The sequence below is a fragment of the Pandoraea sputorum genome (assembly GCF_000814845.2).
Classification (GTDB): Bacteria; Pseudomonadota; Gammaproteobacteria; order Burkholderiales; family Burkholderiaceae; genus Pandoraea; species Pandoraea sputorum.
Genome location: NZ_CP010431.2, coordinates 4,096,569 through 4,109,379 on the forward strand (window position 1 = coordinate 4,096,569; position 12,811 = coordinate 4,109,379).

General features: G+C 62.7%; 11 protein-coding genes. 5 read left to right on the forward strand and 6 right to left on the reverse strand.

Going from position 1 to position 12,811, the window contains the following annotated elements; genetic code table 11:
* Window positions 1–148: 148 nt before the first annotated feature.
* Window positions 149–565 (reverse strand): hypothetical protein, encoded by a 417-nt coding sequence (locus NA29_RS25840; protein ID WP_150777552.1) that lies wholly within the window; start codon window positions 563–565, stop codon window positions 149–151.
* Between the two features lie 105 nt (window positions 566–670).
* Here NA29_RS25840 and NA29_RS17980 point away from each other — a divergent pair, with 105 nt between their 5' ends.
* The 3 genes from NA29_RS17980 (at window position 671) to NA29_RS17990 (ending at window position 5,310) form a co-directional block, all read left to right on the forward strand.
* Window positions 671–2,521 carry a hypothetical protein gene (locus NA29_RS17980; protein WP_150777553.1) on the forward strand — a complete coding sequence of 617 codons (1,851 nt, stop codon included), beginning with the start codon at window positions 671–673 and terminating at the stop codon, window positions 2,519–2,521.
* A 210-nt stretch (window positions 2,522–2,731) separates the two neighbouring features.
* Complete coding sequence (locus NA29_RS17985) at window positions 2,732–3,265, forward strand: hypothetical protein (protein WP_157127423.1); 534 nt, start codon at window positions 2,732–2,734, stop codon at window positions 3,263–3,265.
* Complete coding sequence (locus tag NA29_RS17990; RefSeq protein ID WP_072633322.1) at window positions 3,262–5,310, forward strand: dermonecrotic toxin domain-containing protein; 2,049 nt, start codon at window positions 3,262–3,264, stop codon at window positions 5,308–5,310. The genes NA29_RS17985 and NA29_RS17990 overlap by 4 nt, the downstream gene beginning before the upstream one ends.
* Before the next feature lie 30 nt (window positions 5,311–5,340).
* On the opposite strand, the gene cobA is transcribed toward NA29_RS17990, so the two are convergent.
* The 5 genes from cobA to NA29_RS18015 form a co-directional block, all read right to left on the reverse strand.
* Window positions 5,341–6,147, reverse strand: a complete 807-nt coding sequence (cobA, locus tag NA29_RS17995) for a uroporphyrinogen-III C-methyltransferase (protein WP_052253300.1) — start codon at window positions 6,145–6,147, stop codon at window positions 5,341–5,343.
* Between the two features lie 104 nt (window positions 6,148–6,251).
* The gene (locus NA29_RS18000; RefSeq protein ID WP_039400148.1) at window positions 6,252–7,553 is read right to left on the reverse strand and encodes a sulfate adenylyltransferase subunit 1; all 1,302 of its coding nucleotides are present in this window, start codon (window positions 7,551–7,553) and stop codon (window positions 6,252–6,254) included.
* A 124-nt stretch (window positions 7,554–7,677) separates the two neighbouring features.
* Window positions 7,678–8,625 carry a sulfate adenylyltransferase subunit CysD gene (cysD, locus tag NA29_RS18005; protein ID WP_052253036.1) on the reverse strand — a complete coding sequence of 316 codons (948 nt, stop codon included), beginning with the start codon at window positions 8,623–8,625 and terminating at the stop codon, window positions 7,678–7,680.
* Window positions 8,626–8,755: 130 nt separating this feature from the next.
* A complete protein-coding gene (locus NA29_RS18010; protein WP_052253301.1) occupies window positions 8,756–9,472 on the reverse strand; it encodes a phosphoadenylyl-sulfate reductase in 717 nt (238 codons plus the stop codon).
* Between the two features lie 104 nt (window positions 9,473–9,576).
* A complete protein-coding gene (locus tag NA29_RS18015) occupies window positions 9,577–10,353 on the reverse strand; it encodes a sulfite exporter TauE/SafE family protein (RefSeq protein ID WP_039400152.1) in 777 nt (258 codons plus the stop codon).
* 133 nt (window positions 10,354–10,486) lie between these two features.
* On the opposite strand from NA29_RS18015, the gene NA29_RS18020 reads away from it, so the two are divergent.
* Both NA29_RS18020 and NA29_RS18025 read left to right on the forward strand, forming a co-directional pair.
* Window positions 10,487–11,428 (forward strand): CysB family HTH-type transcriptional regulator, encoded by a 942-nt coding sequence (locus tag NA29_RS18020; protein WP_039400154.1) that lies wholly within the window; start codon window positions 10,487–10,489, stop codon window positions 11,426–11,428.
* A 140-nt stretch (window positions 11,429–11,568) separates the two neighbouring features.
* Window positions 11,569–12,738 carry an ABC transporter substrate-binding protein gene (locus NA29_RS18025; RefSeq protein WP_039400156.1) on the forward strand — a complete coding sequence of 390 codons (1,170 nt, stop codon included), beginning with the start codon at window positions 11,569–11,571 and terminating at the stop codon, window positions 12,736–12,738.
* Window positions 12,739–12,811: the final 73 nt, after the last annotated feature.

The following is a 12,811-nucleotide window of genomic DNA, read 5'->3' on the forward strand; positions in this document are numbered from 1 at the left end:
ACCGACTCAATCGATTTGTACGTGCGCGTGGTTCACCGACCGCATTACGCAAATGCGGAAGAACGAGGCCGCATTTCACGCCGCAACCAGTGAGCTGACGCGCAAAGACGACGCCAGGGCGCTCAGGGCGCGTGATTTGCGGGAATTCTTACTGGTGCATCTCGTCTCGATGCCCACCGATGCCGAAGTCGACCGCGCACTTCGCGGACTCATTCACGACATCAATCACCGCTCCTCCGCGGCATCGGTCGATGACGTTTGCGAACGTCATTTCGGCCGATCGCTGATGCGGGACATCCAGCAGTGGCTCGCGCGCAACGAACAGATCTGCGAGGAACGACGTCAGCGCGAAACGACGAGGCAATTTGTGGCGGGCCTGGTCGCCGTGGTCGTCCTTGGGCGCGAACGCGTCGCCGCAGCGATCCGATTCACCGTGGGGGCACTCCAGGCCTTCCGGTGGGCTGGCACCGGTCGCGATCCGCAAAACGCGATTGCACGGCACGACCCGGGCGCGCCACGTCCGGGGGCTGGCGACTGAGTGCCCTGAACACTCGACGTATGCCATTGCGCGGTCGCCTGAACCGGTGGCTGCGCTCTCTTCCCCCTTCGTCCCCCTTCGCCCACAGGCCCCACTGGCCGCACTGACGTTACGCGCGGGAGTGCCCGACACATGTATTCGATCTCTGCTAGCCCCTCTTCAGTGCCGGGCGCGGCTGCGCAACCCGAGTTGCCTGCCGCGTCGGACCTCCCACCGGACACCTTCGTACGCCTCTCGGAATTCCAGCAAATCGCCGATGTCACGCCCGACTGGCTAGGCGAATCGCCGGAATCCGCACCGGCGCTCGGCCTGCTTTTCTCGCTCGCCAATCAGCGTGTGTCGTTCGACGATCTGAGCGCGCTTGACGACGACATCGTCAACCGGTTCGCCCACCTCTTCGACGACCACCCCCTGCTCGGCAGTTGCATGCTGGCCTGTCTGCCCAAGCAAATCCGGGACCGTCCCCCCTGGGAGTCCGTGGAAGCGGTCGCCGAACGCGCGCTGAGCGAATCGTCGCTGCGCAGCCTGTCCCGATCGCTGAATCGCGCAGACGTCGGAACCCCGGAGCATGCGCGACACGGCAGCGCATGGGGCAAGTACTTCACCCTATGGCGCGACCAGATCATCGGCTGGGCACATGCGTTCCGCTGGGCAGGCTCGGGACATACCTGCGCAGCACCGGGTGCCCGAACGGAGGTGCGAGCGATGCAAGCGTACGCAACGGCGCCCTCCCCCCGAACGCTCGACATGAACTTTGGGCGAAGCGGCTGGACCGGCTACGCAATCGCGATGCTTTATGGCTCGGCCATTGGCCACTCGCTCAGTGGCATCCCGCCTATCGGACCGAGGTCCATTCGCGACATGCCGATCATGCCCTTCGTTCCGGCAGCACGCATCGGTTCGTGCGCGAGTCGGGCCCCAAATGCTGCCGCGGCGTGCAACAACCTCGACATCTCTGCCTCGGATGCCTTCGGTGTCAACGGCCTGAGCCGCGCCGTTCAAGAGATATGGCAATGGCTGTCGCTCACGACGATGGACGTGACCGAGCGTTCGTTCAACGCATTCAACACGCTCGAGGCACGGATGCCCCGCGATCCGCTCCGCTTTACCGGTGCCCTCGCAGCGCCACTCGATCCGCCCGAACTATTAGTCACGACAGATCCTCCGGCGCCAGCCGATCGCTTAGCGGAGTTTTCCATTGCGACGTGGCGCGCACCGCAGCCTGCCGCTTCGACTCAACACCGCGATTTATTTTCCACGTCACCGGGACTCGACCAGCTCACCATTGCGGCCAATAGCTGGCACACCCGCGGTTCGGAGCATCGGGCGTTACACGTCAAGTTCGATCGATTGATGCGCTTCTCTGCGCCGCCGACCGAGGCTGAATTGTTCAACGCCACAATGTCGGCCGAACCGGATTTCGCGAGCCTCGATCAGCCCGATATCGTGCTCAGACGCCACAAGCCGGTACCGGGAAGTACTCGCTTTCTGGATGTGACTTACTGGAAGCTTTTCGATGCTGCGCGAAGCATACGTGCGGGATTACTCGACATCGTTAACCCGCCCGAGGGCGTGTATTTCGATGTGTGCCGGCGAACCCCGCACGGCGCGATACAAGGAAATCCCACGCTCGTGAGCGCGCAACGCTTTCGGGCGGTCGTCACCCGCTGGATCGAGAAATGCGATACACAGGCAAAGCAGACCTGGTCGATTCCCGAAGCCTTGCCGGGTCAGCTCTACGCCACAACGACGGTCGAGTCGCAAGGCGCACTGGCGTTGAGCGATCTGACACTCGGCTATCGACAAGGGCTGATTTCGTATCGCGCGCTTGCTCTGGCGCAAGACGTTATTTCCCATCCGGACGCATTCCACCTCGTCGGGTCGCAGCCGACATCACACCGGCTTGTCGTCAAACTCACGCACGGCGGCCGCGAACAGACATGGGTCCCCGCCGGAACTTTCGTCATTTTCGAGCGGCCATAGAGCGGCCTGGCCCTGCTCTATCTGATGGGCGACGCTCAAGCATGGCGTGCCTTTGCATCGCCGGAGAAGTTGACGGAGGCCATCGAAGAAAACGCGGGAGGGCTGCGAGACATGCTTCTCGAACGGCTGCCACAATCCGTCGTCGGAGCGGGACCGGCAGACGCCCCTCCCGTGGTGTTAAGCCCCATCGGTGACGACAATCCTATTCGGATGGCAAACCTCGCCACGCTTGACGTCATGCGCGCCGATAGCCTGCTGATAGCCGAGGTTGACGAAACCACCCACAGGGTGAGGCAGTACACAAACTGGTTGAGTGGTGCTTCGGCCTCGGCCGTGGAAGAGGCACTCGAAACGGCGAGACGCGAGCGTGTCGACGCAGGCCTGTCGGCGTCGCGGCACAGTGCCGTGATCTCACTGACCCAGATCGACAGCATCCGCCACATTCAGACGCTTCGCGCGCAACTGTCGACGGCCATGCCCGACGTCCATCGCATGGCGCAGGATTTCGCAAGAAGCGTGCTGGCTCGCTCCGGTCTCAGCAACACCGATCCCGACACGTTGTACGTGCGCATGGAAGACTCACCCGCCCCGATTCCACTGACGGACGCCATGCTCTACAAAATGCGGGTGCCCGACGCCGTCGCTACAGGCCCACTGCTACGACGCTCCCCGAAGGGACACTGCGCCCCGAAACGCAGGACTGGACTTCGCACAGACAATTTCCCAACGCTGCAGCCATCGTGAACGAACTCGCCGATGGCCCCCCGGAGAAGACCATTCACGATGTCCTTAGCCAATTCTGGTCGACATCGCGCAACACGGTGCGTCAAGTGCTCAAAAGTGAGTTCATCGCGCAGATCTGGCTGCAACACTCAAGCGGCGCGCTCTCGGTCGACGTGCGGCATTTGGCCTCGCGCATCGCGGGCCCGATCGACCTGAATCGCTTCTACGAAACACAGCTGTCTCATGAAATCGTTTCTCCGAAAGTCAAACGAGAATGGCTGCTGGTGAAGGGCCACAATTCCACGCTGATGGCCGTCACCGCCGAAGGTCATTCATCGGTACTGCTGATTGCCGCTTACCCCGACGGACCGCGCGTTCACGGTTTTGAAAGCCGGGCGAAGCTTGAGGACTGGTTTGAGCGCCAAACCACCGACGACGGGGCACGTCGCCAGCTTGCCAGCGGCTTCAGTCCGCCGTCGCTCGACGACGAATGGCTTGTTGGCGCGAAGCTCGCCCCGATAGGACTCGCGGTGCCGAGCGAGCCCGACACCTTCACCGTGCTCACCTCCGCGTACGAGGCGCAATCGCCGCATGGGGCGTGGACGCCCGAGAGTGCCTCCCGTCATCGGACATTTCTCAAGATGATGGACTACCTGTCGAAACTGGATCTGGCGGTGGGCTTTGCATCGTGGGCATTTCCACGCACTCAACCGGTCGGCGCCGCGATTTCCATGGTCGACTTGAGTGTCGGCGTCGTCGGCGAGGGCGTAGCACTTCTGACAGGAGATCGAAAGCTGCACTCGCAGGCCTGGCAATCCATGGTCTCCGCAGTCGTGGCACAAGGCGCGGTGGCTTCACGTTTTCCGGCGCTCGCCTTCATCACGGGCTCACCCCGATTCAACTACTACGTGTCGCAGGCGCCCGTCGTCGGTGAAGAACTTATCCTGGGGTTGCATCGCACCAACGGACGTCTGTACGCGGCCATCGATTCGGCCACGCGCGCTTACGTCGAGTTCGACACCACGGTCGGACACTTTCGCCTGATTCCGTCCGGCGGCTCGTCTGCTGCTGCGTCAGCCGCCACGTCTGACGCTCCCATTATGCGGCTGGGATCCGAGGGACGGTGGCACGTGGCGACATCGGCCGACTTGCTGCAACCGGCGCTGGAGGAGCCGACAGTTGCATGGCGTATCGATCAAAATTTTCTCGAGCGTTACGACGTCTGGCGCAATCAAAACGACCCTCTGTTCGAGAACGCGCTACGTGCGTATTCGGACGCCGCGCTGCAGCGTAAAAGCCCCATTGAGGCTACCGTTTCGGACCTCCGTCTGCTCAAGCTCCAATTCATCGATCGCGCGACACGAACGCCAGAAGCGTTGGGCACACTTGCCGGTCGGATCAACGAACTGCAGAATGCCGTCGATGCCGCGACGACGATCACCCTCGCCCGGCTGCCGGCACAGGCAAGAGAGTTCGGCGCTCTCTATGTACCGATCACACAGCGCTTTCGCCACTATCTCAGCCATCTGCGCACCGGTCTGCTGCGAGCATCCGCAGTTGCGTCCTATTACGGTCGCGCCGAATACGTCACCGATCAATTCAATGCGTATGCGCAACTGTCCCCGGCGGCTTCCGAAGTCTTCGCCGAGGATCTCGCCGTCCTGGGTATGGGCGAGATTCCATACCTTCCCGGGCCACGCTATCCCGTCAGGGGTGCAGGCATCGAGACCCTGCTCGAAGGGGCACAGGACACCACGCGCCTGTTCGAGATCACGGCGGGGACCCGCACGCTTTTGCTTGGCCGGAGACTGCCATCTGCCGACAATCCCGAGTACCTATTTATGGATCCGGCCGCAGGACTGGTGAGCCACTCGAACCGTGAAGAAATCACAAGTCTGGTGAACGCCCACCTGCGTGATGTGGCGTCGGAATACGGAATACCGCTGGAGGACACCGGCCACTACGCGATAGACGTCGCTGAGATCGATGCCCGGACGTTAGGCGACATGCCGTTGTTCCGAGACATCGATCACTATGTCACAGTGCGCCAGGCGTTCAGGATCTAGCCACAACACCCGGCCGTTGCTCGCGTGGACTCAGGCGGCTTCGCGCGAAGCGACCGCCGACGGCGACAGATGAATTGGTGCGGTAAGGGATTCGGCATTGGCATCGGCAAACACCTCGCCGACGAGCAGCACACTGGGTTGGGAAGCGTCGAACCACGCCGCAGCAAGGCCCTGCGCCAACGCATCGAGACGGAGTACCACACGACGCTCGCGCACCGTGGTTGCGGCTTCGACGATGGCCACAGGCGTAGTGGCGGGTTTGCCTGCTGCGATCAGCTCCGCTGCGATGCGTTGTGCGGCGTCGCGGCCCATGTAATACACGAGCGAATCGGCCGACGCCTGTGTCGCAATCTCGGCCGAATCGGGCGCACGGCTTTGCGTGACGAACGCCACACTGCGCGAGACACCGCGCAACGTGAGCGAGCGGCCGAGCGTCGCGGCACTCGCAAGCGCCGCCGTAATACCCGGCACCACTTCCACGTCGATCCCCGCCGCTTCAAGCGCGCGCAGTTCTTCGTCCGCGCGACCGAACAGCATCGGGTCGCCGCCCTTCAGGCGGACAACCAGCCCATGCGCACGTGCGTGATCGATCAGCTGCTTGTTGATGAATTGCTGGGCGCTGGAGAGTTTTCCGCAGCGTTTGCCCACCGCGACGAGCTTCGCCTGCGGGCACAGCGCGAGCATGTCCGGCTCGACCAGCGCGTCGTGAAGCACCACATCTGCCTGAGCCAGCAGACGAGCACCGCGCACGGTGATCAGGTCCGCAGCGCCAGGACCGGCACCGACCAGATACACCTTGCCCGGGCGCTGGGCGGATTTCGATTGCGTCGTCGTCATGATGCTGCCGTTGTTCAGTGGGCCGGCACCGGCGCGGTCTGCGCGCGCCATGTGCCTGCAATGCGAGAAAGAGTGTGAGACGTGTGTTGTCGAGCGTCTGCGCGTCAGGCCGCCAGTGCGCGAATCATGCCTGCCGCAACGGTGTGATGCGTCGCCTCGTCGATCAGCACGAACGCGCCCGTCGCCGGGTTAGCGTCGTATGTGTCGGCAGCCACCGGCTTTTGCAGACTCAGTTGCACGCGCCCGATGTCGTTCATGGCAAGCGTCGTCTTGTCCGTGCCGTGCGAGAGTGTGCTCACGTCGAGCACTGTGTCCACGCTACCGACCTTCACATACACCGTGCTGGTCGCTTGCTTGAGCAGATACTTGCGCTGCGGCGCGAGTGCGTCTTCGTCGAACCAGCAGATGTCGGCCGCCAGCTTGCGCGACGGTTCCAGCGCCGAATCCGCGCTCACAAACGTATCGCCACGCGACACGTCCACGTCTTCCGTCAGACGAATCGTGACGCACTGACCGGCAAATGCTTCTTCGAGCAGCCCACGCGGGCCGACGATCTCGGCAACCGTCGCACTACGACCTGTGGGCAACACGCGCAGCGTCTGCCCCAGACGCACCACGCCCGATTCCACGCGGCCCATATAGCCACGGAAGTCGTCGGCATGCGAGCCGTCCTGACGCGCCACCAGTTGCACCGGGAAGCGCAGTTCGCCCCCCGTTTGTGCGACCGGCAGCGATTCGAGCACGTCGAGCAGCGGCTCGTCCTGATACCACGGCATGCGCTCGCTCGCGTAGACGATGTTGTCGCCCTTGAGCGCCGATACCGGCACGAAGCGCACGTCCTGCAACCCGAGACGCTGCGCCAGTTCCAGATAGGCCGCGCGAATCGCGTTGAACGCCGTTTCGCTGTAGTCGATCAGATCCATCTTGTTGATGGCGACGATCACATGCTGCAAACCCAGCAGCTTCACGATGGCGCTGTGACGCTTGGTTTGCGCGAGCAGTTCGGTCTTGCCGTCGACCTCGCTCACACGCGTGGCGTCGACCAGAATGATGGCGGCGTGCGCCGTCGATGCGCCCGTGACCATGTTGCGGGTGTACTGCTCGTGGCCCGGCGTGTCGGCGATGATGAATTTGCGGCGCGCGGTCGTGAAATAGCGATAGGCGACGTCGATGGTGATGCCCTGCTCACGTTCGGCTTCGAGGCCGTCAGTCAACAGCGAGAAATCGATGTCTTCGCCTGCGGTGCGCTTGTGCTTGGCGCGGGCGAGCGCGGAGAGCTGGTCGGTCAGCACCGATTTGCTGTCGTACAGCAGGCGGCCAATCAGCGTGCTCTTGCCGTCGTCGACGCTGCCCGCGGTGATGAAACGCAGCACGCCGAGGTCTTCCTGATGCGGGGTGAGGCTCATGATCTCTTCAACTCGATTGCTTGGCCCCTGAGCGACACGTAGGTCGAGGTTCGCTCAGGTGGGCCGGTGTTCTTTCGATAGGGTCTGATAAGGTCTGACGGTCGCGACAACCAATGCGTGCGCCTTAGAAATAACCCTGCTTCTTGCGTTGCTCCATGGCCGCTTCCGATGCCTGATCGTCCATGCGCGTGGCGCCACGCTCGGTGATGTCGGTCACGGCCGTCTCGGCGATGATCTCCACCGGGCTCGACGCGACGCTCGCCACCGGGCACGTGCAGCTGATGTCGCCGACCGTGCGGAAGCGCACCGACGCCAGTTCGCTCGACTCGCCGTCCTGCTTCGGCGTGAGCGGCGTGACTGGCACGAGCAGGCCGTTGCGGCGCACGATCTCGCGCTCGTGCGAGTAGTAGATCGACGGCAGATCGAGGTTTTCGCGGGCGATGTATTGCCACACGTCCAGTTCCGTCCAGTTCGAAATCGGGAACACGCGCAGATGTTCGCCCTTGTGCAGACGGGCATTGAACAGGTGCCACAGTTCCGGACGCTGAGCCTTCGGGTCCCACTGACCGAACTCGTCGCGGAACGAGAAGATGCGCTCCTTCGCACGGGCCTTCTCTTCGTCACGGCGCGCACCACCAATCATGGCGTCGTAACCGTACTCGTCGATGGTCTCGAGCAGCGTGACCGCCTGGGCGGCGTTGCGCGAATCCGTTTCGCGACGCAGACGCACCGTGCCACGCGCAATCGAATCTTCCACATGACCGACGACCAGCTCAGCGCCGAGCGCCTTGGCGTGGCGATCGCGGAATTCGATCACTTCCGGAAAGTTGTGGCCGGTGTCGATGTGCACGAGCGGGAACGGCAGTTGCGTCTTGCGTCCCGGGCCGAGGCCGAAGGCCTTGAGCGCGAGATGCAGCACCACGACCGAATCCTTGCCGCCCGAGAACAGCAGCGCGGGCTTGCGGCACTCCGCCACGACCTCACGCAGGATGTACATCGATTCGGCTTCGAGCCAGTCCAGATGATCCATTCGCGAGCCATTGGCCTGCGCGACTTCGTGCATCGCACCCATAGTGTTTCCTTCCTTGACGATTCCGAGTTTTCCGAGATTCGGTCTATTCCAGTGTTCCGCTGCGCCCGTTGGCGTTTTTACTTGATCGCGTCGCACCGTCTTCATTCTTGCTGTCTGATGGCCCTGCCGATCAGTTCGACTGCACCGACACCGGGATCTTGCTCAGGTTGCCCGCATGCAGCCCGCATTCCTTGCTGTCGCGCGACTCCCACCACCAGCGCCCTGCCCGGCTGTCTTCGCCCGGGCGGATGGCGCGCGTACACGGCTCGCAACCGATGCTCGGGTAACCGCGTGCGTGCAGCGGGTTGACCGGCACGTCGCGCGCGGTGAGGTAGGCCCACACCTGCGCTTCCGTCCAGTCGAACAACGGGTTGTACTTGGCGATGCCGCGAGCGTCGTCCTGTTCCGCGAAGGCCAGTTCGCCACGCGTCACCGACTGTTCGCGACGCTGACCGGTGAGCCATGCATCGGCGTCGGCGAGCGCACGGCCGAGCGGTTCGACCTTGCGGATCTGGCAGCAGGCTTTACGCAAGTCCACGCTTTCGTAAAAGGCGTTCGCGCCATGATCGGCGACGTACTTTTCGACCGCTTCGGCTTGCGGCGCGTACTGCGCAACGTCATAGCCGTAACGTGCCTTGATCTTGTCGATCATGCCGACGGTCTCGTCGTGCAAGCGTCCGGTATTGAGCGTGAAGACGGTGATCGGCAGTTGCTGACGCAGAATCACGTGCGTGATGAGCATATCTTCGGCGGCAAGGCTGCTCGCGAACTTCACGTTGCGATGCGCGCTTGCAATGCGGGCGAGGCGCTCGGCCAGCACGGCTTCCATTTCGTCGAGCAGCGCCATGTCCTGATGCTCCGCATCGGACACTGTCGACGGCACTGCAGCCGGGGCCGGTTCCCAGCGGGATTCGTTTCGCATATCGCGAACTCCTTGTTTTGTGTGGGGTGTCAGCCGACCAGCTTCACTGCCGCGAGCGTGAGCGTCGCCGCCAGCGCCCCGCGCACAATGCGCTCGGGCAGATGACGGGTCAGCTTCGCGCCGAGCCAGATCCCGGGCAGGGAGCCGATCAACAGACTGCCGAGCAGTGCCCAGTGCACCGTCTCGAGCCAGATATGGCCCAGCGCGGCGATGGCCGTGAGCGGCACCGCATAGGCGATATCCGTACCGGCGACTTCGGCCGGTTCCAACTGCGGGTACAGCATCAGGATCAGCGTCGCGCCAACCGCGCCCGCGCCAATCGAGGAAATCGTCACAAGTATTCCGAGCGCCGCGCCCACAGCGACGGTGGCGACCGCTTGCGTGCGGCCCGTCAGTTGCCAGTTGGGGTGCGCGCGCAGTGCAGCCAGCAATTTGGCGCGGAACAGCAGCGAGAGCACGGTCAGCAGCACCGAGGCGGCAATCGTCAGCTTGATGACGTGCAGCGTGGACTCGTCGATGCCGCCAAGGCGTTTGAGGAACAGGATCGTGACCAGCGCCGCAGGCAACGCGCCCAGTGTGAGCCGGCGCACGATATGCCACTTCACATGGCCGTGCGACCGGTGCGCCACCGTCCCGAAGCTCTTGGTGATGGCGGCAAACGCGAGGTCCGTGCCCACGGCGACGGGGGCCGCGTAACCCAGCAGCAACGTCAGCAACGGCGTCATCAGCGAACCGCCGCCTACACCGGTCAGGCCGACCAGCAGGCCGACGCCAAATCCGGAAAGGGGTTCGAGCCACAGCGACATGGATGACGTTCCTGGTGGGTCCTAAATGCCTGTAGGGAATAACGTTATCGAAACAGTGGCACCCACTGTAATGAAAAGGCTATATACTTCAAACGAATTAAAAATTGTTTGTATATTTTCTAAAGTTATACAAATGAACCTGCATCAGTTCCGTTTCGTGCGCGAAGCCGTCCGCCAGAATTTCAACCTGACGGAAGCCGCCAAAGCACTATTTACCTCCCAGCCGGGCGTCTCCAAAGCCATCATCGAGCTTGAAGAAGAGCTCGGTGTGGACATCTTTGCCCGTCATGGGAAGCGCATCCGTAACCTGACCGAGCCCGGTCGCATCATCTTCGAGTCTGTCGAGCGGATCCTGATGGAGGTGGAGAGCCTCAAGCGCATCGGCAAGGACTACGCCGCTCAGGATCAGGGCAGCCTGACCATCGCCACGACCCACACGCAGGCGCGCTACTCGCTGCCGCACGCCGTGGCAGAGTTCAAGCGGCGCTATCCGAAGGTGCGTCTGTCGATCCTGCAAGGCAGCCCGACGCAGATCGCCGAAATGGTGCTGCACGATCAGGCCGATCTGGCCATCGCCACGGAAGCCATCGCAGGTTATAAGGATCTGGTGTCGCTGCCGTGCTATCAGTGGCAGCACGTGGCCGTCGTGCCGCCCGATCACCCGTTGTTGCAACTGCCGTCGGTGGGCATCGAGGATCTGGCGAAATACCCGCTGATTACTTATGACCCCCAATTCGCCGGTCGCGCCAAGATCGACCAGGCGTTTGCGCTGCGGCACGTAGAGCCGGACATCGTGCTCGAAGCCATCGACGCCGACGTCATCAAGACATACGTCGAACTCGGACTGGGCGTGGGGATTCTGGCGGGTGTGGCGTTCGACCCCGAGCGCGACCGCAATCTCCGGGCGATTCAGGTCGGGCATCTGTTCGGGACGAACGTGACGCGTGTTGCCCTCAAGCAAGGCGCTTATCTGCGCGGATATGTTTTCACGATGGTTGAGCTTCTTTCACCGATTCTGACCCGCAAGCTGGTCGAACAGGCGCTGCGCGGCGAGCACGAAAGCTACGAGCTTTAATGGCTCAGAGGGCTTCGTTGATCTGAAAGCGTGCGCCGTGCTTCGAGCAGCGCACGACACAAATCGTGGGAGTATTTTTCCTTGCTGGTCTGACGCGGACGGTGCGGTATGCTTACGCGATTCGACCAAAAGGAGACCTCATGCGCTCACCTCTTCGCGGCATCCGCCTGTCGGGTGTTTTGCTTGCTCTGACGTTGTCCGGCGTGGTGACGGCGGCCCGAGCCGACCTGACCGTTGGCATCGACCTGTCATCGACGGGGCCGGCGGCCGCTATCGGTATTGCCAGCAAGAACGCCATGCAGCTTTGGCCTGATCAGATTGGCGGCCAGAAGGTGCATTACATCTTCCTGGACGACGCCTCCGATCCCGGCACGGCGGTGAAAAACGCACGCAAGCTCATTAGCGAAAACAAGGTGGACGTGATCGTCGGCCCGAACATCACGCCGAGCGCGCTGGCCATGCTCGACCCGATCTCCGAAGCGGAAACGCCGATGATCACGTTGATCGGTTCGGCAGTGGCGGTCGAGCCGCAGGACGCCAAACGTCGCTGGGCCTTCAAGATGGCCGCCAACGATTCGGCCATGGCTGACGTGATGACGCGTTATATGGCCAACCATGGCGTGAAGACGGTCGGATTCATCGGCTTTGCAGACGCTTACGGCGATAGCTGGCTGAAGGAATTCTCGAAGTTCGCCGCACTGCGCAAGTTGCAGATCGTAGCGCAGGAACGCTTTAACCGGACCGACACGAGCGTCACCGGGCAGGCGCTGAAGCTGATGTCGGCGAAGCCGGACGCCATTCTGGTGGCAGGTTCGGGCACACCCGCTGCACTGCCGCAGCGCACGCTCCAGGAGCGCGGCTACACCGGCAAGATTTATCAGACGCACGGCATTGCGACGTACGACTTCGTTCGTGTCGGCGGCAAGGATGTCGAGGGCACCTTGTTCCCGACGCAACCGGGCGTCGTCGCCAAGACACTCCCGGACGGGCATCCCGCCCGGAAGGCGGCACTCGCGTTCACGAAGAAGTACGAAGCGAAGTACGGCGCGGACACGGTGACCCAGTTCGCAGCGGATGCTTACGGCGTATGGGATCTGCTCAACGACGCCGTGCCGCGCGCCGCCAAGGTCGCGGCACCGGGTACGCCCGCGTTCCGTGTGGCTTTGCGCGATGCGCTTGAGTCGACGCATAACCTTGCGATTCCCAACGGCATCATGAATCTGAGCCCGCAGGACCACGTCGGTCTGGATCAGCGCGCAGGGGTGATGGGACAGATCAAGAACGGCAAGTTCGTCTACGTCTCCGACTGATATCGGGCAACAGCATGATCGTCGGCGGTGCCAAGCCTGAGGTTTGGCACCGCCAGAGACGCAAAGCTGTCGA